The 24,110-nt window shown below is 68.8% G+C and carries 23 protein-coding genes; 18 read left to right on the plus strand and 5 right to left on the minus strand.

The window, feature by feature from the left end; translation table 11 throughout:
- Positions 1 to 11: 11 nt before the first annotated feature.
- The 7 genes from CVV72_RS32085 to folK all read left to right on the plus strand — a co-directional run bounded on the left by CVV72_RS32085 (position 12) and on the right by folK (position 6,641).
- Positions 12 to 806 (plus strand): ESX secretion-associated protein EspG, encoded by a 795-nt coding sequence (locus CVV72_RS32085; protein ID WP_219147599.1) that lies wholly within the window; start codon positions 12 to 14, stop codon positions 804 to 806.
- 135 nt (positions 807 to 941) lie between these two features.
- Positions 942 to 1,775, plus strand: coding sequence for an ESX secretion-associated protein EspG (locus CVV72_RS32090; RefSeq protein ID WP_219147601.1), 834 nt, complete (start codon positions 942 to 944; stop codon positions 1,773 to 1,775).
- 189 nt (positions 1,776 to 1,964) lie between these two features.
- Positions 1,965 to 4,382 (plus strand): ATP-dependent zinc metalloprotease FtsH, encoded by a 2,418-nt coding sequence (gene ftsH / locus CVV72_RS32095; RefSeq protein ID WP_125683489.1) that lies wholly within the window; start codon positions 1,965 to 1,967, stop codon positions 4,380 to 4,382.
- Positions 4,351 to 4,965, plus strand: coding sequence for a GTP cyclohydrolase I FolE (gene folE / locus CVV72_RS32100; protein WP_219147603.1), 615 nt, complete (start codon positions 4,351 to 4,353; stop codon positions 4,963 to 4,965). The genes ftsH and folE overlap by 32 nt, the downstream gene beginning before the upstream one ends.
- Positions 4,962 to 5,804 carry a dihydropteroate synthase gene (folP, locus tag CVV72_RS32105; RefSeq protein ID WP_219147607.1) on the plus strand — a complete coding sequence of 281 codons (843 nt, stop codon included), beginning with the start codon at positions 4,962 to 4,964 and terminating at the stop codon, positions 5,802 to 5,804. Before folE ends, folP begins: the two co-directional genes overlap by 4 nt.
- Complete coding sequence (gene folB, locus CVV72_RS32110) at positions 5,797 to 6,156, plus strand: dihydroneopterin aldolase (protein ID WP_020632060.1); 360 nt, start codon at positions 5,797 to 5,799, stop codon at positions 6,154 to 6,156. The genes folP and folB overlap by 8 nt, the downstream gene beginning before the upstream one ends.
- Positions 6,153 to 6,641 carry a 2-amino-4-hydroxy-6-hydroxymethyldihydropteridine diphosphokinase gene (gene folK / locus CVV72_RS32115; protein WP_219147609.1) on the plus strand — a complete coding sequence of 163 codons (489 nt, stop codon included), beginning with the start codon at positions 6,153 to 6,155 and terminating at the stop codon, positions 6,639 to 6,641. The genes folB and folK overlap by 4 nt, the downstream gene beginning before the upstream one ends.
- 340 nt (positions 6,642 to 6,981) lie before the next feature.
- On the opposite strand, the gene CVV72_RS32120 is transcribed toward folK, so the two are convergent.
- On the minus strand, positions 6,982 to 7,923 hold the full coding sequence (locus tag CVV72_RS32120) for a MerR family transcriptional regulator (protein WP_219154265.1): 942 nt from the start codon (positions 7,921 to 7,923) through the stop codon (positions 6,982 to 6,984).
- A 60-nt stretch (positions 7,924 to 7,983) separates the two neighbouring features.
- On the opposite strand from CVV72_RS32120, the gene CVV72_RS32125 reads away from it, so the two are divergent.
- From CVV72_RS32125 to CVV72_RS32155, 7 genes are all read left to right on the plus strand, one after another.
- Positions 7,984 to 8,445, plus strand: coding sequence for a DUF3180 domain-containing protein (locus CVV72_RS32125; RefSeq protein ID WP_219147611.1), 462 nt, complete (start codon positions 7,984 to 7,986; stop codon positions 8,443 to 8,445).
- Positions 8,446 to 8,514: 69 nt separating this feature from the next.
- Positions 8,515 to 10,533: a DUF6779 domain-containing protein gene (locus CVV72_RS32130; RefSeq protein ID WP_219147613.1), complete on the plus strand. Its 2,019-nt coding sequence runs from the start codon at positions 8,515 to 8,517 to the stop codon at positions 10,531 to 10,533.
- Positions 10,534 to 10,656: 123 nt separating this feature from the next.
- Positions 10,657 to 11,826 (plus strand): PrsW family intramembrane metalloprotease, encoded by a 1,170-nt coding sequence (locus CVV72_RS32135; protein WP_219147616.1) that lies wholly within the window; start codon positions 10,657 to 10,659, stop codon positions 11,824 to 11,826.
- Positions 11,827 to 11,973: 147 nt separating this feature from the next.
- Entirely contained in the window at positions 11,974 to 12,888 is a 915-nt protein-coding gene (locus CVV72_RS32140; RefSeq protein WP_219147618.1) for a Rossmann-like and DUF2520 domain-containing protein, read from the plus strand.
- Positions 12,885 to 13,793: a pantoate--beta-alanine ligase gene (gene panC / locus CVV72_RS32145; protein WP_219147620.1), complete on the plus strand. Its 909-nt coding sequence runs from the start codon at positions 12,885 to 12,887 to the stop codon at positions 13,791 to 13,793. Before CVV72_RS32140 ends, panC begins: the two co-directional genes overlap by 4 nt.
- A 12-nt stretch (positions 13,794 to 13,805) precedes the next feature.
- The gene (gene panD / locus CVV72_RS32150) at positions 13,806 to 14,300 is read left to right on the plus strand and encodes an aspartate 1-decarboxylase (RefSeq protein ID WP_125683507.1); all 495 of its coding nucleotides are present in this window, start codon (positions 13,806 to 13,808) and stop codon (positions 14,298 to 14,300) included.
- A gap of 4 nt (positions 14,301 to 14,304) precedes the next feature.
- Positions 14,305 to 15,123 (plus strand): type III pantothenate kinase, encoded by an 819-nt coding sequence (locus CVV72_RS32155; RefSeq protein ID WP_219147621.1) that lies wholly within the window; start codon positions 14,305 to 14,307, stop codon positions 15,121 to 15,123.
- A 46-nt stretch (positions 15,124 to 15,169) separates the two neighbouring features.
- On the opposite strand, the gene CVV72_RS32160 is transcribed toward CVV72_RS32155, so the two are convergent.
- Both CVV72_RS32160 and CVV72_RS32165 read right to left on the minus strand, forming a co-directional pair.
- Complete coding sequence (locus CVV72_RS32160) at positions 15,170 to 15,934, minus strand: class I SAM-dependent methyltransferase (protein WP_219147623.1); 765 nt, start codon at positions 15,932 to 15,934, stop codon at positions 15,170 to 15,172.
- Positions 15,931 to 16,704, minus strand: a complete 774-nt coding sequence (locus CVV72_RS32165) for a class I SAM-dependent methyltransferase (RefSeq protein WP_219147625.1) — start codon at positions 16,702 to 16,704, stop codon at positions 15,931 to 15,933. Before CVV72_RS32165 ends, CVV72_RS32160 begins: the two co-directional genes overlap by 4 nt.
- Positions 16,705 to 16,800: 96 nt before the next feature.
- Here CVV72_RS32165 and lysS point away from each other — a divergent pair, with 96 nt between their 5' ends.
- Positions 16,801 to 18,312, plus strand: coding sequence for a lysine--tRNA ligase (lysS, locus tag CVV72_RS32170; protein ID WP_219147628.1), 1,512 nt, complete (start codon positions 16,801 to 16,803; stop codon positions 18,310 to 18,312).
- Between the two features lie 151 nt (positions 18,313 to 18,463).
- Positions 18,464 to 18,817, plus strand: a complete 354-nt coding sequence (locus tag CVV72_RS32175) for an Lsr2 family protein (RefSeq protein WP_005165380.1) — start codon at positions 18,464 to 18,466, stop codon at positions 18,815 to 18,817.
- Positions 18,818 to 18,823: 6 nt separating this feature from the next.
- On the opposite strand, the gene CVV72_RS32180 is transcribed toward CVV72_RS32175, so the two are convergent.
- Positions 18,824 to 19,663 carry an AraC family transcriptional regulator gene (locus CVV72_RS32180; protein ID WP_219147631.1) on the minus strand — a complete coding sequence of 280 codons (840 nt, stop codon included), beginning with the start codon at positions 19,661 to 19,663 and terminating at the stop codon, positions 18,824 to 18,826.
- Between the two features lie 66 nt (positions 19,664 to 19,729).
- On the opposite strand from CVV72_RS32180, the gene CVV72_RS32185 reads away from it, so the two are divergent.
- The gene (locus CVV72_RS32185) at positions 19,730 to 20,311 is read left to right on the plus strand and encodes a TIGR03086 family metal-binding protein (RefSeq protein ID WP_219147633.1); all 582 of its coding nucleotides are present in this window, start codon (positions 19,730 to 19,732) and stop codon (positions 20,309 to 20,311) included.
- Here CVV72_RS32185 and CVV72_RS32190 read toward each other — a convergent pair.
- Positions 20,308 to 21,135, minus strand: coding sequence for a (2Fe-2S)-binding protein (locus CVV72_RS32190; RefSeq protein ID WP_255632324.1), 828 nt, complete (start codon positions 21,133 to 21,135; stop codon positions 20,308 to 20,310). The two genes, CVV72_RS32185 and CVV72_RS32190, sit on opposite strands and share 4 nt — an antisense overlap.
- Before the next feature lie 346 nt (positions 21,136 to 21,481).
- Between CVV72_RS32190 and CVV72_RS32195 the strand changes: the two genes are divergently transcribed.
- Positions 21,482 to 24,040 carry an ATP-dependent Clp protease ATP-binding subunit gene (locus CVV72_RS32195; RefSeq protein ID WP_219147635.1) on the plus strand — a complete coding sequence of 853 codons (2,559 nt, stop codon included), beginning with the start codon at positions 21,482 to 21,484 and terminating at the stop codon, positions 24,038 to 24,040.
- Positions 24,041 to 24,110 lie beyond the last annotated feature (70 nt).

Consider the following 24,110-nt stretch of genomic DNA (forward strand, 5'->3'; position numbering starts at 1 on the left):
TAGGGGCGGATATGGCGAACGGTGAACTGCTCACCCCGGTCGAGCTGGACTTCCTGTGGGAGACCGCGAACGCCGGAGAGCTGCCGTACCCGCTGCGGCTCCGCTCGCACGGGGCGACCATGGACGAGCGCGGCGCCCTGCGGACGCAGACGCTCCAGTCGCTGAACCACCGTCGTCTCGCCGACGAGCGAGGCAGGCCCGAGCCGCATATCGAGGACTACTTCGGTGTCCTCGCGAGGCCGGACCTGAGCCTGGACTGCGTCCAGCTCAACAATCCCAACACCGAACCGCTGCTCGCGGTCGCGTCGCTGCTCGGCGGCCAAGGCCTGCTGACAGTGCAGGACCCGCGCGGTTTCCACTTCCACCCCATCGCCCCGGACGGCCTCGCGAGCGCGATCGTCTCCCTGCTGCCGCCGGGTTCGCGCGGCACGGAGAAGTCGATCACCCTCCCGCTGGACGGGCTCGTCGGCGCTTCGGGCGCGGACTTCCTCCAGCGTCGCCAGCCGCAGGTCGACGGCTCGGCGACGTCCGACGAGGACCGCAAGGCCCTCTCGAGGCTCCAGGCGCAGCCGCGGCTTCGCGGCGGCCAGTTCGGTGCGAACGCGCGCAGCAAACACGGCACGCGGAGCCGGTCTTCGGTGCTGAGCTGGTTCGACACCCAGTCCGGCCGGTACTTCACCCAGGCCACCCGCGGTTCCGACGGCCGCGACTGGATCACCGTCGCGCCCGCGGACCCGGCGACGCTGCGGCAGCGGCTCACGGAGTTGCTGGGGAAGATCGCGGCCGAGTCCTCACCCGCGCACTGACCTCTCAGGCGAACACGACTTACAGGACAGCGCCTAGGCCCATCCGGCCACCGACCGTCGTACCCCTTCGCTATCGTGAACCTCTGGGCGTCCCGAGGCCCAGGAAGCCGAGGTGCCGGGAGGGCACGGAGCACAATGCACCAGGAACACTTCACACCGATGGCGTTCGACTTCCTCTGGGAGTCCGCCGAGCTCGGCGACCTGCCATATCCGCTGCGCGTCCGGTCGCACGGCGCGACCGAGCTCGAACGCCGGGCGTTGCGCCAGCGCGTCGACAACGAACTCCAGGCCCGCGGCATCCGCGACGGCCGGGGAAGGCTGGAGCGGCGGATCGAGGACTGGCTGTACCTCCTCGCCCGCGGCTCGCTGACCATCGACGCCCTGCACATCCCCGAATTCCAGGCCCCGACCATCGCCGTGCTCGGTGCCACCGACGGCCGTGACGCGGTGATCGCGATCCAGGACCAGTCCGGGATCTGGCTGCGTGAGGCACCCGCCGACGGGCTCCCGACAGCGGTCGTCGACCTGCTGCCTCCCGGGCAGCGCGGCTCGGAGGCGTCGGTCACGCTGCCGATCGACGACGCCCGCCGCACCGAGCCGATCCGCGCCGCCATCAACCCGACGAAGCAGGCCGAGGAGCCCGAAGCGGCGAAGAGCCGCCGCAAGGACAAGCCGCGTGTCTCGCTCAGCGAACGCATCACCGCGGACCCGCGCGAGGCGTTCGGCAAGCTCACCGGCCAGCCGAGGCTGCGCGGCGGTCAGCTGGCAGCGAACAGCCGGTCCCACGTGGGCGCCAAGCAGCGGTCCCGTGTCCTCGGCTGGTTCGACACCGCCAGCGGCCGCTATCTCAGCACGTCACAGGCCGGTCCGGACGGACGCGAGTGGGTCACCGTCTCACCCGCCGACGTCAAGACGATCCGGATGCGGCTGGGTGAAATGGCCGCCGGTGTGGCGGTGGACACACGCTAGGCCTCCGCTCCGGGAACCCTCGCGCGACGTCCGCCGTTTACGTCCGAGAGGCTCACCCCCCTCATCCGTCCAGGCGGGCGGTATCCTGAGGGGCGGGTGTCGGAGCACCATGGGTCGTCAAGATCGTGATGGCGGGTATCACAGGAGCCGCCCAACCAGGAAGGGTCGAGGCCACCAGGGCCGAGTCGTATGAACCGGAAGAGCGTGCTCAAGAACCCAGTGCTCTGGATTCTCGCGGCGGTACTGGCGTTTCTCGCATACAACACGATCTTCGACAGTGATCGTGGCTACACCCAGGTGCCGATCTCGATCGCGAACCAGCAGATCACCGCGAACAACGTCAAGGAAGCCTCGCAAGAGGACAAGGAGCAGCAGATCAAGCTGCTGCTGAACAAGAAGATCGAGGTCGACGGCCAGCAGGTCGACCAGATCATCGCGCAGTACCCGGCGAACGTCGCGGGCACCATCTACGGCCAGCTCATCGGCCTCAAGAGCGGTGACAATCCGGTCAAGTTCACCACCAAGGTCACCCAGCAGAATGTCCTCACCCAGATCCTGATCTTCGCCATCCCGCTGGCGCTGGTGCTGGGCCTGCTGATGTGGATGATGAACAACGCGCAGGGCGGCGGGAACCGCGTCCTCAACTTCGGCAAGTCGAAGGCCAAGCAGCTCAACAAGGACATGCCCAAGACGACCTTCGGGGACGTCGCGGGCGCCGACGAGGCCGTCGAAGAGCTGTACGAGATCAAGGACTTCCTGCAGAACCCGGCGCGCTACCAAGCGCTCGGCGCGAAGATCCCCAAGGGCGTCCTGCTCTACGGGCCGCCCGGTACCGGTAAGACGCTGCTCGCGCGAGCCGTCGCCGGCGAGGCGGGCGTGCCGTTCTACACGATCTCCGGTTCCGACTTCGTCGAGATGTTCGTCGGTGTCGGTGCCTCGCGAGTCCGCGACCTGTTCGAGCAGGCCAAACAGAACGCGCCCTGCATCATCTTCGTCGACGAGATCGACGCGGTCGGGCGCCAGCGCGGCGCCGGCCTCGGCGGCGGCCACGACGAACGCGAGCAGACGCTGAACCAGCTCCTCGTCGAGATGGACGGCTTCGACGCGCGCGGCGGCATCATCCTGATCGCCGCGACCAACCGTCCCGACATCCTCGACCCGGCGCTCCTGCGCCCCGGCCGCTTCGACCGCCAGATCCCGGTGTCCGCGCCGGACATGCGCGGCCGCAAGGCGATCCTCGAGGTGCACGCCAAGGGCAAGCCGATCGCGCAGGGCACCGACCTGAGCAGCCTCGCCAAGCGGACCGTCGGCATGTCCGGCGCGGACCTGGCGAACGTGCTCAACGAGGCCGCGCTGCTCACCGCCCGCCAGAACGGGCACGTGATCACCGACGCCGCGCTGGAGGAGTCGGTCGACCGCGTCGTCGGCGGCCCCGCCCGCAAGAGCCGGATCATCTCCGAGAAGGAGAAGAAGATCACGGCCTACCACGAGGGCGGGCACGCGCTCGCCGCGTGGGCGATGCCGGACATCGAACCGGTCTACAAGCTGACGATCCTGCCGCGCGGGCGCACCGGCGGTCACGCCCTGCTTGTCCCGGAGGACGACAAGGAGCTGATGACCCGCTCGGAGATGATCGGGCGCCTGGTCTTCGCGATGGGCGGCCGGACGGCGGAGGAGCTCGTCTTCCACGAGCCCACCACCGGTGCCTCCTCCGACATCGAACAGGCGACGAAGATCGCCCGCGCGATGGTCACCGAGTACGGCATGAGCGCCCGGCTCGGCGCGGTCAAGTACGGCCAGGAGCAGGGCGACCCGTTCCTCGGCCGCTCGGCGGGCCGCCAGGCGGACTACTCGCTGGAGGTCGCGCACGAGATCGACGAGGAGGTGCGCAAGCTCATCGAGACCGCGCACACCGAGGCGTGGCACGTGCTGAGCACCTACCGCGACGTGCTGGACGAGCTGGTCATCGAGCTCCTCGAGAAGGAGACGCTGACCCGCAAGGACCTCGAGCGGATCTTCGCGACCGTCGAGAAGCGCCCGCACATCACCATCTTCAACGAGTTCGGCGACCGCAAGCCGTCCGACAAGCCGCCGATCAAGACCCCCGGCGAGCTGGCGATGGAGCGCGGCGAGCCGTGGCCCCCGCCGGAGGAGAAGAAGGAGCAGCCGGTGCTGCAGCCGGCGCCGACCCCGGTCGGCACCGCGCAGGGCGGCGGCGACCTTCCCGGTGGCCCGCCGTACGGCCAGCCCGCTCCGCCGCCGGACCCGAACGCGAACCCGTACGCTCCGCCGCCGCCGGGCGCCTACCCCAACGGTGGTCGCCCCAACGGTGGGCCGAACGGCACCGGTCACTGGCCCCAGGCATATGGTGGGCAGCAGCCGGGCGGTCCGGCAGGCGGTTACCAGGGTGGACCCGTTGGCGGTCCCCCGAACTACGGGGCTCCTCCCGGATGGACCCCGGCCACGCAGCCGGGTGGCCAGCCGAACCAGCCCTGGCGTCCCGCCGAAGACCGCCCGCGCGACGGCTGGTTCGCTGACCAGCCCGGCGGTCAGCAGGACGAAGGACAGCAACGGCGTGACGACGGACAGGACGACACCAAGCGGTAACGGCGCAAGCCCGGTCTTCGACCAGGACCGGGCCGAGAAAGCCGTACGCGAACTCCTGCTCGCCTGTGGTGAGGACCCGGACCGGGACGGTCTCTTGGAGACCCCGGCCCGGGTCGCTCGCGCTTACCGGGAAATGTTCGCCGGGCTCTACACCGAACCCGACCACGTCCTGGACCGCACGTTCGACGAGGCACACGAAGAACTCGTGCTGGTGACGGACATTCCGATGTTCAGCACCTGTGAACACCATCTCGTGCCATTCCACGGTGTCGCCCACGTCGGATACATCCCGAACGGCCACGGCAAGGTCACCGGTCTGTCCAAACTGGCCCGTCTCGTCGACCTCTACGCCAAGCGCCCGCAGGTCCAGGAGCGCCTCACCTCCCAGGTCGCCGACGCGCTCATGCGCAAACTCGAGCCTCGCGGCGCGATCGTCGTGGTCGAGGCCGAGCATCTCTGCATGGCCATGCGCGGTATCCGCAAACCCGGCGCCAGGACGACGACGTCCGCCGTGCGCGGTCTGTTGCAGACTTCGGCGTCCTCGCGGGCGGAGGCGCTGGACCTGATCAAGGGCCGTCGATGACCGCCCTGCCCCGGCCCGGCCGGTGCGCGGTGATGGGCATCCTGAATGTCACCCCGGATTCCTTTTCGGACGGTGGCCGCTACCTGGGCGTCGAGCAGGCGCTGGAGCACGCGCACGAGATGTGGGCGCGGGGCGCGGATCTGATCGACGTCGGCGGGGAGTCGACGCGGCCGGGAGCGTCCCGGGTGGACGCGGAGACCGAGATCTCCCGGATCATGCCGGTGATCCGCGCGCTCGCCGCCGACGGTGTCGCGATGTCCGTGGACACCACGCGGGCCGAGGTAGCCCTCGCCGCGGTCGAGGCGGGCGCGTCCGTCATCAACGACGTCTCCGGTGGGCTGGCCGATCCGAACATGGCGAAGGTCGCCGCCGAGACCGGTGTCCCGTACGTCCTGATGCACTGGCGCGGGCACAGCAAGGACATGAACGCGCTCGCGTCCTATGAGGACGTCGTCGCGGACGTGCGTGCCGAACTGCTGTCCCGAGTGGACGAAGCGCTCGCCGCGGGGGTCGACGGCGGCGCGATCGTGCTCGACCCCGGGCTCGGGTTCGCGAAGAACGCCGAACACGACTGGGCCTTGCTGAACGGGCTGGATTCTTTTCTGTCACTGGGTTTTCCGGTTCTCGTCGGCGCCTCGCGCAAACGGTTCCTCGGGCGTCTTTTGTCCGGAAAGGACGGAACGCCCGCCCCGCCGGACGGTCGCGAGAACGCGACCGCGGCCGTGTCCGCGCTCGCCGCGGCTGCCGGTGCCTGGGGAGTGCGGGTGCACGAAGTCGGCGCGAGTATCGACGCCGTGACCGTCGCGGCGGCTTGGCGGAAGGGGAGTCCCGTTGTCTGACCGGATCACGTTGACCGGATTGAGGGTCTTCGGCAGGCACGGCGTCTTCGACCACGAGAAGCGGGACGGGCAGGAGTTCGTCGTCGACATCGTGGTGTGGCTGGATCTCGGCCCGGCCGCCGCGTCCGACGACCTGACCAAGACGCTGCACTACGGCGAACTGGCGGAGCTGGCCGCCGGGATCGTGGCGGGGGAACCGTACGACCTCATCGAGAGTGTCGCCGGGAAGATCGCCGACGAGGTGCTGCGCGACGAGCGGCTGACCGCCGTCGAGGTGACGGTGCACAAGCCGTCCGCGCCGATCCCGCTGAACTTCGACGACGTCGCCGTCACGGTGCGGCGGGAGCGATGAGCCGCGCGCTGCTTTCGCTCGGCTCCAACCTGGGGGACCGGCTCGCGTATCTCCGGTCCGCCGTCGACGCGGTCCGGCCCGTCGTCGTCGCGGTGTCGTCGGTCTATGAGACCAAGGCGTGGGGTGTCGAGGACCAGCCGGACTTCCTCAACGCCGTCGTCCTGGTCGACGACCCGGCGCGGGATCACTGGGACTGGCTGCGCACCGGGCAGGCCGCCGAGCGGGCGGCGGAGCGCGTGCGTGAACTCCGGTGGGGTCCGCGCACGCTGGATGTCGACATAGTGACCGTGGACGGGGTTCGCTCCGACGACCCCCAGTTGCTGCTTCCGCATCCCGGCACGCCGGAGCGCGCGAGCGTGCTGATCCCCTGGCTGGAGATCGAGCCCGGCGCGGTGCTTCCCGGCCACGGTCCGGTCGCCGACCTCCTCGCCGCCCGTCCCGCCTCGGACCGCGACTCCGTCCGCCTCACGCATTTCGTCATCTGAATGCGGTAATACGTATCGCGAACCACCGCATCCAGAGGACGAAACGCACCCCTCGCGCCCGGTCCCGTGGGCACCGTGTGGATTTCTGGTCACCTGACGACCCGAAATCCACCCGGTCACGGTCAACCCCCCCCGGTGGTTCGTAATCCGAACCATCGCATTGAGGTGACGAATTGCGGGGGTGGGCGACCCGCCGAGGTTGCGAAAGCCACTTTCGCAACCTTCAGCGTTGCGAAAGCGGCTTTCGCAACGCCCCCTCTCGCGCGCCCGGCGGTCCACCGGCCTCGCAAGCAGGTGACTAATTGCGGGAGCGGCGAGAGGTGGTAGCAAAGGTCCCTTGCTACCCCAGCGCGGAGCGCAGAGCGGCGATGATCCACTCGGCCTGCGCCATCTGCGAGGGGAACGACGGCCAGCCGTTGATCTTCCCCAGCAGCATCCAGTACCGCTCGGCGCGCGGGTCGGAGCTGATCGCCATCCCGTCGGTCAGCCGCTTCCGCCAGGCGGGGTCGGCCGGGTCCCGGCCGTTCCGCGAAGACTGCGTGAAGATCGTCTCCGCCAGCTCGCGGCCCTCGGCCGAGTCGGGTGCGAGGCCGGCTTCGAGCGCTTCGGTCGCCTTCGCGCTCCACGCCATCCACAGCTCCTGCTGCTTCGCGCCGAAGTCCGCTCCGTCCTGCTTTCGGAGCTGCGAGTGCCACTCGCTCATCCGGCGGATGGACGCGCGGAACTCCTCGTCCTGCACGAGTTCGGCGAACTCGATCCACGCCTCCAGCTGCTCGGGCGTCGGGTCGTCGGGCAGTTCCGGTTTCGCCGAGCGCATCCGCTCGTAGAACTCCGGGTCCAGTTCGAGCCCTTCGACCATGTCCGCCCAGAACTCGTCGAGCAAACGTTTGCGATCTTCGTCCGACATCGACGCCAGTTTGTTCATCAGTTCGACCTCCTCCAGTGGTGAGTCCCGTTTGGCCACCGCTCGCAGGACCGCCCGGCGCAGCTTCAGCCGCCGGATCTGCTCGTCCAGGGCGGCGACGTGCTGGACGGCGAGGTCCCCGATGGTCGCTTCCCTGGTCAGCGCCCGTTCCACGTCGGCGAGGCCGAGCCCGAGTTCCCGCAGCGTCCGGACCAGTTCGAGGCGCGCCATCGCGGTGGCGTCGTAGAGCCGGTAGCCGGAATCAGTGCGGTCGGTCGGGGGCAGAAGCCCCTCGTCGGAGTAGAAGCGGATGGTCTTCACCGGCAGGCCGGTCCGTTTGGCCAGCTCCCCGATGGTGAAAACCGCTGCGGTGCCTATATGCCTCATCGTCGACTCTCCAGTTGGTGGAGAGTCAAGCCTGCCAGGTAGCGTTGGACCATGCACTTCACCCGGCCACGTGAGCTGGCGGTGGCCGGCCTCCTGGGTCTGGTCCTGGCCTATCTGCTCTTCCAGGTCGCCTACGGATCCATCCCCGCGCTTCCGCTCTTCGCCGGAATCACGCTGCTCGTCCTCGCGCTCTGCGAGTTCGTGCTCGCCTTCATCATCCGATCGCGGATCAAGGAGGGCCGGGTGCTCTCCGCGATCTCCGTCGCCCGATCGGTGGCCCTCGCCAAGGCCTCCTCGCTCGCCGGATCCGCCATGACGGGCGTCTGGCTCGCGGCTTTCGCGTATCTTTTTCCGCGACGTGACGAACTCCTCGCGGCGAGCGGTGATCTCCGCTCGGCGACGGTCGGGATCGTCAGCTCGGCGGCGCTGGTAGCTGCGGCTTTGTGGCTCGAACACTGTTGCCGGACCCCTGAGGGCGGTGATCGGGGCAGCGATCCCGAGCCGACCGGTTAACGCTCGGGAGCCACCGCTCGAAGTACCGACTAGGTCTCGTTCGGATTACTAGAAGGTACGGTGTTGGGCATGACCGGGGTGGGTGACGACTCGCGCGGCCGCCTTGCGGGTAGGCCGTGGCTTGTCGTCGGCTTGGTTCTCGCGGTCGGCGCGACTCTCGCATTGGTGCTTTCCGACGACCTCCGTTACTTGCGTCTGGGGATCGTCGCGGCGCTGTGGGCCGCCTTGATCGGTGCGTTCCTGGCGGTCCGCTACCGCAAGCACGTGTCACAGAGCGAGGACGCCGTCGCCGAGGCGCAGGCCGTCTACGAGCTGGAGCTGGAACGCGAGATCGCCGCCCGCCGCGAATTCGAGCTCGAGATCGAGGCGGAGACCCGGCAGGCCGCCGAGAGCCGCTCCCAGGAAGAACTCGAAGCGCTCAGAGCCGAGGTGAGCGCTCTGCGTGAGAGCCTCCAGTCGCTCTTCGGTGGCGAGGTCCTCCTCGAACGCGTCGCGCTCACCGCGCAGGCCACCCGGATGCGGTCCCTCGACAACAAGCAGCTGATGAGCGCGGGGTCCGAGAACGGTAACGGCAAACCCCAGCTCATGGCGGCCAAGAGCACCACGATCGACGTCGACGAGCGTGAGCGTGAGCGCGACCGCCCGACCGAGATGATCGACCGCGTCCTCGAACCCGTCTCCACACGGGCCGGGACGCCGCCCGCCGCCCGCCGCAAACCGGCGAACGGCCAGGTCAACGGCAACAACGGCTACGGCCAGAACAATCAGGTCCAGCGGCCGAAGCCGGTCGACGAGTCGACTCGCCGCAGTATGCGCAAGGCGGACGCCCGCGCCTCGAAGGCGGCCGAAGCGCTCGCCGCCGAAGCCGCCCGTCGCGAGCGGCTCGAAATGTCGAACCCCGGGATGTCGCCCGCCGAGGTCTCCCGGCCGATGCCGAGGGTCGACCCCCAGCGCCAGACCCCGCCGCCGGTGACCCCGGCCGAGGTGTCCCGCCCCTCCATGCCGGGTGTGTCGCGCTCGGAGGTCTCGCAGCCCTCGATGCCCACGGTCGCCCGGCAGCCCCAGCGCAACGAACCGCCCCGTCGCCCGCAGCAGCCTTCGCTGCAGCAGCGGCTCGACGCCGGCACCGTGCAGCGTCCTCCCGCGCCGCGGCCCGAAGAGCAGACCCGGAAGCAGACGCCGCCGGTGAAGCCCCCCGTGCAGGCGAAGCCGGTCAAGAAGGTCGAGCCGGATCGTCCTCGCCCGAACCGCGAGCTCGGCCTGACCCGTCCCGGTATGAAGCCGGTCGAGCGGTCCCGGCCCGCCGGTGGCACGCCACCGCCCGCGAACAAGCCCGCCGCGCCGGAGCCGATGGAGGCCACCGGCGAGTGGAAGCCGTCGTGGACGCAGGAGCGCCCGGTCTCCGACCTGAGCGCCGCGTTCCCCAGGAAGGACGACTTCCAGGACCGGCTGCGTCCCACGCCGCCGGCTAAACCCCAGCAGCCCCAGCCCTCGGCCTCCCTGCCCCGGCCGGAACCGCGCCCCGAGCCGAGGCCGGAGCCGCGCCGTGAGCCGGAGCCGCCGACGCCGCCGTCGATCCCGGCCGTGTCCGAGCCGCCTCGCCGGGCCGAGCCCGTGCGGAAACCGGAGCCGGAGCCGGTGCGCCGCCCGGCGGCCGAGGCGCCGTCGCGGCACAGCTCGCCGCCCGCCGAGGAGCCGCCCGCGGTCAACCCGACGTTGCCCGAAGAGATCCGCCTGGCGCAGAACGGCGGCGGCGGGCGCCGTCGCCGCGCGGCGGAAGATTCCTCGGTTTCGCTCACCCCGGCCCCGAACGTTCCCGAGCCCACCGGTGGCGGCCGTCGCCGTCGTCCGGACGGGGAGCCCCCGGCGTGGCAGAAAACCGAGTCCACCGGCGGTCGTCACGGCGGCAGGCGGGCGAAGCCGGACGACGAGACGCCGTCCCGCAGTGGCTCGTCCGGGTCCTCGCACAGCCGTCCGGAGACTTCCGAGGCGGGTTCCCACGCGTCCGGCCGGTCGGTGATGGATCTGCTCGCCGCCAACGGCGCGAACGAGTCCACTCCGCGGCGCAGGCGGCGTGCCGAAGACTGACCGTATCCGGATAGGTGCGCCCGTCGTGAAATCGACGCGGTGTTCACGCGTGTGGCCGGTGCTGTGCCGGACTTCAGCTCCACGTCCCGCCCGTGTCCCGTACCGACGGTAGGGTGACCCGCTGTGAGCGAGCCTTCCTCCCCGGCGCCCGGTCCCGACCGGATCCGCCGGCCTCGGTCGATCACCGTGCTGCTGCCGGTGCTCGGGCTGATCGCCGTCGCGCTGTGCGGGTTGTTCGTCTTCGGCACGGTGACCGAAAAGGTCGGCCCGCTCGCGGTGGGGATCGGTGTGCTCGCGGCGCTGGTCCCGGTCGCCGTGGTGGTCACCGCGTTCCTGTGGGTCGACCGCTGGGAACCGGAACCGCCGAAGCTCCTCCTGCTGGCCTTCGTCTGGGGCGCCTGCGTCGCGACGATCATCGCGCTGCTGCTCAACAGCGGCGCCGAAGCCGTCGGTGACCTGTTGCTCGGCACCGGCGTCGGCGGCAAGATCAGTGGACTGGTCTCCGCGCCGCTGGTCGAGGAGGCCGCGAAGGCGGCTTTCATTCTCTTGCTGTGGTGGCGCCGCCCGATCGAGTTCGACGGTGTCGTGGACGGCATCGTCTACGCCGGGTTCACCGCGGCGGGCTTCGCCTTCACCGAGAACATCTATTACTTCGGCCGCGCCTTCGCCGAGCACGGTTTCGGCGACGGGACGAGCGCCGGCGTGCTCGCGGCGTTCTTCCTGCGCGGCGTGCTTTCGCCGTTCACCCATCCGTTGTTCGCCGTGATGACCGGGATCGGGCTCGGTGTCGCCGCGAGCAGCAAGGTGCGCTCGCTGCGGATCCTGGCGCCCATCGGCGGCTACGTCGTCGCGGTGCTGCTGCACGCGCTGTGGAACGGCGCCGCGCTGCTCGGCGGCGCGAAGACCTTCCTGAACGTCTACTTCCTGATCATGGTGCCGCTGTTCATCGGCGTCTTCTCGGTGGTGGTCATGCAGCGGCGCCGTGAGCAGCGGATCGTCGCGGCGGCCCTGCCGATGATGGTCGACGCGCGCTGGATCGCCCCGTCCGAGGTCTCGTTGCTGGCCAGCCTCTCCGGGCGGCGGTCGTGGCGGAAGCAGGCGCGGAAGCAGTCGGGACGGGAGGCGGCGAAGGCCGTCGCCCGCTACCAGGCCAGTGTGACCGAGCTCGCGTTCCTCCGGCGCGGACGGAAGCTCACCGACGACGCGAAACAGCGGCAACGTGAGCTGCTCCAGGTGCTCAAGACCTCGCGGGCCGACGCGGTGCGGCTGGCCGACGGCGCGCCGCGCGGGTGACCACTGTCAGGTGAAGCTGGTCACGGGGGCCGGTTCAGACGCGGACCGGAGGGTTACTCTCGCGCCGTCGTCTGGTACCCGCGACCGCAGAGCGGGACTGGAACGAGTTGAGGAGTTTTCGACCATGAGCGTCCACTGGCGCACGCCATGATGAGGCCCGCTCGCCTGGCCGTCGGCGTCGTTTCCGCGGGGCGCGTCGGCAGTGTCGTCGGCGCCGCGCTCACCAGGGCCGGGCACACGGTCGTCGCCGCTTCGGGCCTTTCCAACGCTTCGGTGCGCCGGGCGGAGCAACTGCTCCCCGACGTGCCCCTCCTGCCGCCCGACGAGGTCGCCCGCCGCGCCGACCTGGTCCTCCTGGCCCTGCCGGACGACGCGCTCGCCGGGATGGTGCACGGTTTCGTCGCCACCGGATCCCTCCGGCCGGGGCAGATCGTCGTGCACACCTCCGGCGCGCACGGTATCGACGTCCTCGCGCCCGCCGCCGAGGCCGGGGCCCTGCCGCTGGCCCTGCACCCGGTGATGACCTTCACCGGCCGCGCCGAAGACCTCGACAGGCTGGCCACCTGCAGCATCGGCGTCACGGCGACAGAGGGTGACGAAGCGGCGTGGAACGTCGGCGAGGCGCTGACCGTGGAGATGGGCGCGGAGCCCGTCCGGGTCCCTGACGAGGCGCGAGCGCTCTATCACGCGGCACTGGCCCACGGCGCGAACCACCTGATGACCCTGGTCGCCGACTGCGCGGAACTGTTGCGGGAGGCGGGAATCGCCCAGCCCGAACGCCTGGTGGCTCCGTTGTTGTCGGCGGCGTTGGATAATGTTCTGCGACACGGGGACCGGGCGCTGACCGGGCCGGTGGCCCGTGGTGATCTCGGCACCGTGCGTAAGCATCTCGCGGTGTTGGCCGAACGTGGCCCCGACATCGCCCCGAGCTACCGCGCGCTGGCCAAGCGCACGCTGGCTCGCGGCGACGCCGCCGGGCTCCTGGACGCTTCGGCCGCCGCCGAGCTCACCGAACTCCTGAGTGATCCCGCAGATCCCGCCGAAGGGCAGCAAAACCAGTGACCACACCGAAATTCGCCCGAGGCACGCTGCACACCTTCCAGCCGCCCGAGCAGGTCAGCCAGGTGACGCGTGCCCTGCACGGCGTCGGCCGCAAGGTCGCGCTCGTGCCCACGATGGGCGCCCTGCACGCGGGTCACCGCGAGCTGATCCGCCGGGCGAAGCGGCTGCCCAACACGGTGGTCGCGACGTCGATCTTCGTGAACCCCCTGCAGTTCGGGGAGGGCGAGGACTTCGAGGCGTACCCGCGTCCGCTGGACAAGGACCTCGAGGTGCTCAAGGAGGACGGCGTCGAGCTGGGCTTCCTGCCCAAGGCGTCGGATCTGTATCCCGAGGGGGCCACCGTCACGGTGCATCCCGGGGCGCTCGGCGACGAGCTGGAAGGCGCGGTTCGGCCGGGGCATTTCGCCGGCGTGCTGACCGTGGTGGCGAAACTGTTCAACATCGTGCGGCCGGACTACGCCTTCTTCGGGGAGAAGGACTACCAGCAGCTCGTGTTGATCAAGAAGATGGTGCGTGACCTGAACTTCGACACCCGCGTCATCGGGGTGCCGACGGTCCGGGAACGCGACGGGCTGGCGTTGTCCTCGCGCAACGTCTACCTGACTCCGGAACAGCGCGAGGACGCGATCGTGTTGTCGGCGGCACTCACCGCGGGTGCCTTCGTCGGACGCGACGGCGCGGAAGCCGTGCTGGCGACCGCCAGGCAGACCCTCGCCGCGCGTCCCGCGGTCGAGGTCGATTATCTGGAATTGAGGGGAACCGACCTCGGGCCCGCGCCCGTGGACGGTGAGGCGCGGTTGCTGATCGCGGCCAGGGTGGGGAGTACCCGGCTGATCGACAACGTCCCGGTGGTGCTCGGCGCCGCCGCCGACCATCCGGAACACGCGCTGGACGCAGGGGAATAGGGAGAGTCCACGATGTACCGCACGATGCTGAAATCGAAGATCCACCGGGCGACGGTCACCCAGGCCGACCTCCACTACGTCGGCTCGGTGACCGTCGACGAGGACCTGATGGACGCGGCGGATCTGCTGCCGGGCGAACAGGTGTCCATTGTGGACGTCACCAACGGCGCACGGCTCGAAACGTACGTGATCGCGGGTGAACGCGGCAGCGGGGTGCTCGGCATCAACGGCGCCGCGGCGCATCTGGTGCACCCCGGCGACCTGGTGATCCTGATTTCGTACGCGCAGATGGAGAACGCCGAGGCGGCCTCGTTCCGGCCGCGGGTCGTCTTCGTCGACGCGGACAACCGGATCGTCGAGAAGGGCGCCAACCCCGGGCACGCGCCGGAGGGTTCCGGTCTGCTGAGCGGCACCGTGACGCTGGCCGACGACGACACGATGACCTTCCCGGTCGCCGAAACCGCCGACGCCCGCCGTCTCGACGCGCTGCTGCACGCCGAAAGCTGAGCCCTTGCTGCTCACGGTCGACGTCGGCAACACCAATATCGTTCTCGGGCTGTACTCCGGAAACGCTCGTGCCGATGGCTCCTCGGCGGGAAAGAGTACCTCGGAGCTGATCAGCGACTGGCGCATGCGCACCGACGCGCGTATGACCGCCGACGAACTCGCGCTGACCATGCGCGGGCTCCTCGGTTCGCACGCGGACGCGGTCACCGGGATCAGCGCGTTGTCCACGGTTCCCGCCGTGCTGCGGGAGCTGCGCGTCATGCTTTCGCGGTATTACGCCAAAGTGCCGAAGATCGTCGTCGAGCCGGGGGTGCGCACCGGCGTGCCGCTCCTGGTCGACAACCCCAAGGAGGTGGGCGCGGACAGGCTGGTGAACACCCTCGCCGCGCACCATCTGCATCCCTCCACCGCCTGTGTGGTGGTGGATTTCGGGACTTCGACCAATGTGGACGCCATCTCCGCCAAGGGCGAGTTCCTCGGCGGTGCCTTCGCGCCCGGCATCGAGATCTCGGTCGACGCGCTGGCCGCGCGGGCCGCGGCGCTGCGCAAGGTGGAGCTGGTGCCACCGCGGTCGGTGATCGGGAAGAACACCGTGGAATGCCTGCAATCCGGCATCCTCTACGGTTTCGCCGGCCAGGTCGACGGCCTGGTGAAGCGGATCAAGCGCGAGCTCTCGCCCGCCGGGGCGGAGCCGGTCGCGGTGATCGCGACGGGCGGTCTCGCGCCCCTGGTGCTGGAGGAGTCCGAGACGATCACCGAGCACGTCCCGGATCTGACGTTGCTGGGCCTGCGGCTGGTCTACGACCGGAACCACCGCGTTTAGTCCTCTGAATGCGGTAGTTGCACACGCAAGGACCGCATCCAGAGGACTAATTGCGACGGGAAGCGACCATCAGCACGCGACGCGTCATGAGGTCCTGGTTCCGCAGCGTCTGTTCGAGGCTCGCCCGAAGCTGAGCCGGATCCTGCCCCGATTCCGCCGCGAGTTCCGCCACCTGCGCGAGTGAAAGCTCCATCGTCCGCCGCTGCCGCGCTCGCCAGTCCGGCGTCTCCTCGTAGGAGAGGACGTCGAATCCCGCCGCTTCCAGCAGCGGCCGGTGGTCGGCCACCTGGGGCGGCCGGTTCACCGGCTGCCCGTCGAAATCCCAGGTCGTGACGAGCAGCCGTCCGCCAGGCACGAGGATCCGCGCGAACTCCGCGCAGGCACGCCGCTTGTCGGGTGCGAACAGCAGCGCGTCGACGCTCATCACCGCTTCGAACGACGCGTCGTCCAGGCCGGTGTCCTGGAAATCGCCGACCAGGAACTCGGTCGCTTCGACGTCCATCAGTTCCGCGCGTCGCCGCGCCGACGCCAGCGCCGTCTCCGCGATGTCGACGCCGGTGAGCGTCGCGTAGGTCCGCGCGGCGACCCACAGCCCGGGCCCGCCGCGCCCGCAGCCGATGTCGGCCAGCCGCCCGCCCGGTTCGAGCCGCGCTTCGGCCGCGATGCGGCGCAGGTCCGTCCGGGTCACGAAGCTGTAGGTGTCCAGCTCGGCGGGGTACTCGTCGCCGTACACTTCGGCCCAGATCCGCGCGGACACCGCCGACGCGGGAGCGCCGAACGTCGCGGTGAACGTCGCCTTCCAGTCGGTCATCGCTTACCCGCCCGGAAGACGGTGGTGGTGATCGGCAGGTCGAATTCCCCCGAGGCGGTTTCCGGATTCCGGTCGAGGAATTCCCGCGCCGTGCGAAGTTTGGCTTCGCGCTCCTCCGCCGGGGCCACCAGCATGTGCGAATGGGTGGCGAGAGTCGCCACCAGGCTCTCCGCAGTCCTCGGCTGTTTGTGGCCGAACGTCTTCTTCTCGAACGGCTCGAAGGCTTCGTGTTCCGGCAGCGATTCGTAGTCGCTCAGCCAGCGACGGCTCATCGACGACTTGATCAGGTCGTTCAACTCGGCCAGCCACTCCACCGACTCGTCGTCGTGGTTCCACAGCGCGGCCACGACGCCTCCCGGCTTCAGCACCCTGGCCATCTCCGGATACGCCCGGTCGAGGTCGAACCAGTGCACGGCCTGGCCGACGACCACGGCGTCCACGGAACCGTCGGGCAGCGGGATCTCCTCGGCCGTGCCGATGAGCGGGGTCACGGAGGGGAGTGCCTTCTTCAGTTCCGCGAGCATCTGGTCGTCCGGCTCCACCGCGGTGACCTCGACTCCCAGCGCGAGCAGCCCTTCGCTGACCTTGCCGGTCCCGGCCGCGAGGTCCAGCACCCGTTCCGGCGCGTTCCGGGCGCCGTCCAGCCCCCAGGCCAGTGCCTTTTCCGGATAATCCGGCCGATGCTCGGCATAGGCGGCGGCCTTCGCGCCGAACGAGGCGGCGCGGCGTGCGTGCAGTTCGGGTTCGATGCCGGGTGTGGATGAGTTCACGGGATCCAGGTTAATGGAGAGAAAACCGGCCGGTCCGGACCCGGAAAAGGTAATCCGGTTGGCGTAGGGAACCGGCGGGTTCGTACGCTGTGCGCCATGACTGAAATCCCCGCATCCGAGGGCGTGAGCCCCGACGAAGACCTGCCGGAACAGATGCGGGTGCGCCGGGACAAGCGCGACCGGATAATCGCGGAGGGTATCGATCCGTATCCGGTCGAGGTGCCCCGGACGCACTCGCTGGCCGAAGTGCGCGAGAAGCATTCCGGTCTTCCCTCGGACACCGCCACCGGCGAGATCGTGGGTGTCACCGGCCGGGTCATGTTCATGCGCAATACCGGCAAACTGTGTTTCGCGAGTCTCCGTGAAGGCGACGGCACCGAGTTGCAGGCGATGCTCAGCCTCGCGAAGGTGGGCGAGGACGCGCTCGCGGCGTGGAAGTCCGATGTCGATCTCGGTGATCACGTATTCGTCTCCGGCGAGGTCATCACCTCCAAGCGCGGTGAGCTTTCCGTGATGGCCGACTCGTGGCGGATCACGTCGAAAGCATTGCGCCCGTTGCCCGTGGCACACAAAGATCTCGCCGAGGAAACGCGGATCCGGCAGCGTTATGTCGATCTGATCGTGCGTCCCAAGGCGCGGGACGTGGTCCGCACCCGCGCCGGTGTCCTGCGTTCCCTGCGTGACTCGTTTCACGGCCGCGGATTCCTCGAGGTCGAGACCCCGATGCTGCAAACGCTGCACGGCGGCGCGGCGGCCAGGCCATTCGTCACGCATTCGAATGCCTTCGACCTCGACCTCTACTTGAGGATCGCGCCGGAGCTGTACCTCAAGCGTTGTGTGGTCGGCGGTATCGAGAAGGTCTTCGAGATCAACCGGAACTTCCGGAACGAGGGCAGCGACTCGTCGCACTCGCCCGAGTTCGCCATGCTCGAGTACTACGAAGCGTATGCGACCTATGACTCCAACGCGGTGATGACGCGCCAGCTCATCCAGGAGGCGGCGCAGAACGTTCTCGGTACTCAGGTGGTCACTCTCGCCGACGGTTCGGAGTACGACCTGTCCGGCGAGTGGACCACACTCGGAATGTACGAGTCGTTGTCCGAGGCGTTGTCGGAAGAGGTCACTCCCGAGACATCGGCGGACAAGCTGCGTTCCTATGCCGAAGCACGACAGCTGGAGCTCGACCCAAAGTTAGGCCACGGCAAACTCGTCGAAGAACTTTGGGAACATCTCGTCGGCGATCATCTCCACGAACCTACTTTTGTCCGTGATTTTCCGGTCGAGACATCCCCGCTGACCAGGCAACATCGCAGCAAGCCGGGGGTCGCCGAGAAGTGGGATCTGTACGTGCGCGGATTCGAACTGGCCACCGGATACTCCGAGCTGGTCGATCCCGTCGTGGAGCGTCAGCGGCTGGTGGAACAGGCTCGGCTGGGTGCGCAGGGTGATAGTGAGGCCATGAACCTGGATGAGGATTTCCTCCGTGCGCTGGAGTACGGAATGCCGCCGAGCGGTGGTGTCGGAATGGGGATCGACCGGTTGCTGATGGCCCTGACCGGCCTTGGTATCCGGGAGACCATCCTGTTCCCGCTCGTCCGACCCGAATAACCCGTCCGCGTGACAGATACCTCGATCGTTCTCGTAAACAAGATTTGCGTTATGTCTCGGTAGCGGGTATTAATGTCGCTAGACAAAGTCTTCTGTCCGGGGCATGCCCCGTACCAGATCATTCGTGTAAGCCCCCAGCAGGAGGAAACAGATGGCACAGAAGGTGCTCGTCTCGCTCGTCGACGACCTCGACGGCACTGAGGCGGAAGAGACCGTCGAGTTCGGTTTGGACGGTGTGAGCTACCAGATCGACCTTTCCGCGGAAAACGCGGAAGAGCTTCGTGACGCGCTGGCCCAGTATGTGGAGCACGCCCGTCGCGCGGGTGGCCGTAAGCGCACCGCCATTCGTCCGGTCGCCGGCGTGAAGGCCGCCGCCCGTCCCGCGACCGTGGACCGCGAGCAGAACCAGGCCATTCGTGCCTGGGCCCGCAAGAACGGCTTCCAGGTTTCCGACCGCGGACGTATCCCGTCCGAGGTCGTGGAGGCCTACCACAAGAAGAACTGAGGTCTTTCAGACCTGACGGCCGCCGGGAATCCGTTCCCGGCGGCTTTCTTGTTCTTGTACACGGTTCAAGCGGGCGTACTCGGCGGGCGCCCATCCGGTCACGGTGCGGAAATCCCGGATGAAGTGCGCTTGGTCGCTATAGCCCAGCGTGAACGCCAGTTCCGCGTAGTCCGGCCGTTCCTCGGTAGCGATCCGTGCCGCCGCTTCGTTCAAGCGGTATACCTGAATCGCCCATTTGGGGGCGGCGCCGACATGTTCGGCGAACAGGCGTTGCAGGCTCCGGTGAGACAGGCCCGTCCGGCTTGACAGCTCACCGACTCTGGTAATGGCCGGATCGGCCGCGATTGTTTCGACCGCGTCGACGGCCGTCCTGGCCGCGGCGGTGAGCACGGGATCTTTCGCGAGGAGCAGTTCCTCGCACCGGCGGACCATTTCGGAGTCGGTCGTCGCATTCCGTACCGATTCCGTCACCGGTCCGGCGCCGGGGAAGAGATCGGTGAGCGGAACGGAACCATCGGAGATCATCGAGACCGGACCGGTGAGGAATGCCCGGAAAGCTCCCGGCCGGAAACGCACGCCGATACCGTGGTCCATGCCCGCGACGGTGTACCGGAAAGGTCGTTTCCCCGGGCCGAACGCGCCCGCCGCGTCGCGGAAGAACGTGACGTTCACCGCGAGATTGGGCAGAACCACCTGTTCCTGGGGCGGACGGCCGCTCAGGTTCCAGCGCAGCACCCAGTGGTGCTCGACGAACGGGCGCAGTTCCGGCGCGGGGCGATGCCGGACGAGGCTGAACTTCGCCTGCCGCGCGTTGACGATCCCCGCCGGGATCCGGTGCCCGCTCACCGGATCAACCTAACCTTGTCGCGTTTCTTCAAGACAGCGCGCCGGTTCCCGTGAACTGATGCCCTCATGTCCGAACACACTGCCCTGATCGCCCCCGCCGCCGCGGAATTCGCCGCAATCCTGCGCGGGATCGGCGCGTCCGACCTCTCCGCCCGTACCCCGTGCGCCGAATACGACGTCCGCGCGTTGCTGAACCACCTTCTCTACTGGGGCCCGTGGCTCGAAGCCGCCGGGCGCAAGACGGCGCCGCCCGAGGTGTCCACCGGCGAGACCGAGGCGGATCTCGTCGGCGGCGAATGGCTCGCCGACATCGAAAAGCAGACCGCGCGGCTCGTGGACGTCTTCGGGGCGCCGGAGGCGTGGCAGGGGCAGACGACCTTCGGCGGCAACCCGATGCCCGCGTCGATGGCGGGGTACATGGTGCTGGACGAGTTCGTCTTCCACGGCTGGGACCTCGCGAGGGCGACCGGCGCCGAGTTCGCCGTTCTCCCCGAAGTCGCCGACGCCGTGTACGCCATCGCGCTGGAGATCGGTGATCAGGCGCGCGCGATGAAGGTGTACGGCGAAGAGGTGGCCGTCGCGGACGACGCGACGCCGTTCGAGCGCGCTTTGGGCGCCTCGGGACGTGATCCCGGCTGGACGCCTTAGCGCACTCTCGGGCAACCTCCGCATTCCGATTCCGCGGGAAGCAGATAGTTGAAGCAGCAGCCTTCGCGGTTTCTCGTCCATTCGCGGCGGCCGTCGGCTCCCGTGGCCAGTGTCAGCTTCGACGGCGATGTCAGCGGCGGGAACCGGGCTTCGAGGACCAAGGCGGCGTCCGCCACGCCGGCGCCCTCGGATTCCGGCGTCCCGCCCAGCCGCCCCGCCGACCACAGCGCGTTGTCGAGCGCGTCCGTGGCGGCCGCCCACAACTGCCGTCGCCCGAGCCTCGTCAGCGGCCCGTAGACGTCGATGAACCGGCTCGCGTGGGCGACGAACCTGCCCCGCAGCACCGTCGCCAGCGCCCGCTCGTCCGGGACCACGAAGGCTCGCGGATGGGCCGAGCCCGGATCGGTCGGCAGGCAGTGGAAACCGCGGAGATCCGGGTCGAGGACGGCGACGGAGTCGGGATGGGGCCGGTCGGCGCCGATCCGGAACGCCAGCGCGGACGGCGCCAGTGACGGGACCCGGCGTGCGTGATGGAGCAGCATCGCGCCGGCGAGGGCCGGGACGTGCAGGTACCAGGACAGGATCCAGCTCGCCGGAGTCCGCTCGGGGATCACGGGCGCCTCCGGATACGTCTCGGCCAGCCAGCCGGTGAGCCGCTCCCGCCACCGCACGAGCCGGGCCGGTTCACCGAGCAGGTCGCCGCAGCGGACCCAGCCCGGCTCGTCCGCCGGGACGTCGGAGCGGAGCCGCGCGTCCTCGGGCATCCTGGAGAGGGAGGCCCCGAGTCCGCCTTCGGGTGACGCGAGCGTCCGAGGATGCGACACGCCGACCTCCCGTCATTAGGTACGCCTTACCTTACATACGATCCGTGACTACTCCGGACGGGTGTCCAACCACTGGGCAGACCCGTGTTCGCGCTCAGCGGACAACCCTCGTCCGGCGGAATCCGAGCGCGCGTTCGCACGTTGGGCTTGACGTAAAGGTGCAGGGCAACCGGAAGATGAAAGAGCGCACGGCCGGAGAACGGACCGGGCGCGAACGGGCCGCAATCAGCCGTAGTGGTACGCCAGCGCGACCGCATGGCTACTAGAGTGGTCTCACGGTGCTGAATCCATCGCGGTGAAAGCACGATGGAAACGGGCCGCCGTCGCAGCAGTCGAGGGAGTGCACATGTTTGAGAGGTTCACCGACCGCGCGAGGCGGGTGGTCGTCCTGGCCCAAGAAGAGGCCAGGATGCTCAACCACAACTACATCGGCACCGAGCACATCCTCCTGGGTCTGATCCACGAGGGTGAAGGTGTCGCCGCCAAGGCGCTGGAATCGCTGGGCATCGCGCTGGAGGGCGTCCGCCAGCAGGTCGAGGAGATCATCGGCCAGGGGCAGCAGGCCCCGAGCGGGCACATCCCCTTCACCCCGCGGGCCAAGAAGGTGCTTGAGCTGTCCCTGCGCGAAGCGCTGCAGCTCGGCCACAACTACATCGGCACCGAGCACATCCTGCTCGGGCTGATCCGCGAGGGTGAGGGCGTCGCCGCACAGGTGCTCGTCAAGCTCGGCGCGGACCTCAACCGGGTGCGTCAGCAGGTCCTGCAGCTGCTGTCGGGCTACCAGGGTGGCAAGGAGTCGACCGAGACCGGCTCCGGACGCGGTGAAGGCACCCCGTCGTCGTCGCTGGTGCTCGACCAGTTCGGCCGCAACCTGACCGTGCAGGCCCGCGAAGGCAAGCTCGACCCGGTCATCGGCCGGGGCAAAGAGATCGAGCGGGTCATGCAGGTGCTGTCGCGGCGCACCAAGAACAACCCGGTCCTGATCGGCGAGCCCGGCGTCGGCAAGACCGCCGTCGTCGAAGGGCTCGCGCAGAACATCGTCAAGGGCGAGGTGCCCGAGACGCTGAAGGACAAGCAGCTCTACACCCTCGACCTCGGCTCCCTGGTCGCCGGTTCCCGGTACCGCGGTGACTTCGAAGAGCGCCTCAAGAAGGTGCTCAAGGAGATCAAGACCCGCGGCGACATCATCCTGTTCATCGACGAGCTGCACACGCTCGTCGGCGCGGGTGCCGCCGAGGGCGCGATCGACGCCGCGTCGATCCTGAAGCCGATGCTGGCCCGTGGTGAGCTGCAGACGATCGGCGCGACCACGCTCGAGGAGTACCGCAAGTACATCGAGAAGGACGCTGCGCTGGAGCGCCGCTTCCAGCCAATCCAGGTCGGCGAGCCGTCGCTCGAGCACACGATCGAGATCCTCAAGGGTCTCCGTGACCGGTACGAGGCGCACCACCGCGTCTCGATCACCGACGGCGCGCTGGTGCAGGCGGCGACCCTCGCGGACCGCTACATCAACGACCGCTTCCTCCCGGACAAGGCGATCGACCTGATCGACGAGGCCGGCGCCCGGATGCGCATCCGCCGCATGACCGCGCCGCCGGACCTGCGCGAGTTCGACGAGAAGATCGCCGACGTGCGCAGGGACAAGGAGTCCGCGATAGACGCGCAGGACTTCGAGCGCGCCGCCCGCCTCCGCGACGAGGAGAAGACCCTCCTCGGCCAGAAGGGCGAGCGGGAGAAGCAGTGGAAGGACGGCGACCTCGACGTCGTCGCCGAGGTCGACGAGGAGCAGATCGCCGAGGTCCTCGCCAACTGGACCGGTATCCCGGTGTTCAAGCTCACCGAGGAGGAGACCACGCGTCTGCTCCGCATGGAGGACGAGCTGCACAAGCGGATCATCGGCCAGGAGGACGCGGTCAAGGCCGTCTCCCAGGCGATCCGCCGTACCCGGGCCGGCCTGAAGGATCCGAAGCGCCCCTCCGGCTCGTTCATCTTCGCCGGCCCGTCCGGTGTCGGTAAGACCGAGCTGTCCAAGGCGCTCGCGGCGTTCCTGTTCGGCGAGGACGACGCGCTCATCCAGATCGACATGGGCGAGTTCCACGACCGCTACACCGCTTCGCGGCTCTTCGGTGCCCCTCCGGGCTACGTCGGCTACGAAGAGGGCGGCCAGCTGACCGAGAAGGTGCGGCGCAAGCCGTTCTCGGTGGTGCTGTTCGACGAGATCGAGAAGGCCCACCAGGAGATCTACAACACGCTCCTGCAGGTCCTCGAAGACGGCCGTCTCACCGACGGCCAGGGTCGTACGGTCGACTTCAAGAACACCGTGCTCATCTTCACCTCGAACCTGGGTACCTCGGACATCTCCAAGTCCGTCTCGCTCGGGTTCTCGTCCGGCGGCGACACCGCCAACCGGTACGAGAAGATGAAGCAAAAGGTCAACGAGGAAATGAAGAAGCATTTCCGGCCCGAGTTCCTGAACCGGATCGACGACATCATCGTCTTCCACCAGCTGACCAAGGACCAGATCATCCAGATGGTCGATCTGATGATCGCCCGGGTCGAGACGCAGCTCAAGGCCAAGGACATGGAGCTCGAGCTCACGCCCAAGGCCAAGTCGCTGCTCGCCAAGCGCGGCTTCGACCCGGTGCTGGGCGCGCGGCCGCTGCGTCGCACGATCCAGCGCGAGATCGAGGACCAGCTGTCGGAGAAGATCCTGTTCGGCGAGGTCCAGCCCGGCCAGATCATCCTGGTCGACGTCGAAGGCTGGAACGACGAAGAGGGCGAGAAGGACGACAAGGCGCACTTCGTCTTCCGCGGCGAAGCCCGGCCCTCGTCGGTCCCGGACGCCCCGCCGGTCAGCATCGGCGCCGGCTCGACCGAAGAGAACGGTGAAGCCGAGGGCGAGTAAGTCCCTCTCGGTTCCGAAAGTGCCCGTCGCGGTTCGCCCGCGGCGGGCACTTTCGCGTCCGGGCACCGTG

The sequence above is a fragment of the Amycolatopsis sp. TNS106 genome (genome assembly GCF_019330265.1).
Taxonomy (GTDB): Bacteria; Actinomycetota; Actinomycetes; order Mycobacteriales; family Pseudonocardiaceae; genus Amycolatopsis; species Amycolatopsis lurida.

Bases quoted from the DNA above. Each gene is read 5' to 3' on its own strand.
- CVV72_RS32085 (WP_219147599.1), top strand. From the start codon at position 12: ATGGCGAACGGTGAACTGCTCACCCCGGTCGAGCTGGACTTCCTGTGG.
- CVV72_RS32090 (WP_219147601.1), top strand. From the start codon at position 942: ATGCACCAGGAACACTTCACACCGATGGCGTTCGACTTCCTCTGGGAG.
- ftsH (WP_125683489.1), top strand. From the start codon at position 1,965: ATGAACCGGAAGAGCGTGCTCAAGAACCCAGTGCTCTGGATTCTCGCG.
- folP (WP_219147607.1), top strand. From the start codon at position 4,962: ATGACCGCCCTGCCCCGGCCCGGCCGGTGCGCGGTGATGGGCATCCTG.
- folK (WP_219147609.1), top strand. From the start codon at position 6,153: ATGAGCCGCGCGCTGCTTTCGCTCGGCTCCAACCTGGGGGACCGGCTC.
- CVV72_RS32125 (WP_219147611.1), top strand. From the start codon at position 7,984: ATGCACTTCACCCGGCCACGTGAGCTGGCGGTGGCCGGCCTCCTGGGT.
- CVV72_RS32130 (WP_219147613.1), top strand. From the start codon at position 8,515: ATGACCGGGGTGGGTGACGACTCGCGCGGCCGCCTTGCGGGTAGGCCG.
- CVV72_RS32140 (WP_219147618.1), top strand. From the start codon at position 11,974: ATGATGAGGCCCGCTCGCCTGGCCGTCGGCGTCGTTTCCGCGGGGCGC.
- panD (WP_125683507.1), top strand. From the start codon at position 13,806: ATGTACCGCACGATGCTGAAATCGAAGATCCACCGGGCGACGGTCACC.
- CVV72_RS32160 (WP_219147623.1), bottom strand. From the start codon at position 15,934: ATGACCGACTGGAAGGCGACGTTCACCGCGACGTTCGGCGCTCCCGCG.
- lysS (WP_219147628.1), top strand. From the start codon at position 16,801: ATGACTGAAATCCCCGCATCCGAGGGCGTGAGCCCCGACGAAGACCTG.
- CVV72_RS32175 (WP_005165380.1), top strand. From the start codon at position 18,464: ATGGCACAGAAGGTGCTCGTCTCGCTCGTCGACGACCTCGACGGCACT.
- CVV72_RS32185 (WP_219147633.1), top strand. From the start codon at position 19,730: ATGTCCGAACACACTGCCCTGATCGCCCCCGCCGCCGCGGAATTCGCC.
- CVV72_RS32195 (WP_219147635.1), top strand. From the start codon at position 21,482: ATGTTTGAGAGGTTCACCGACCGCGCGAGGCGGGTGGTCGTCCTGGCC.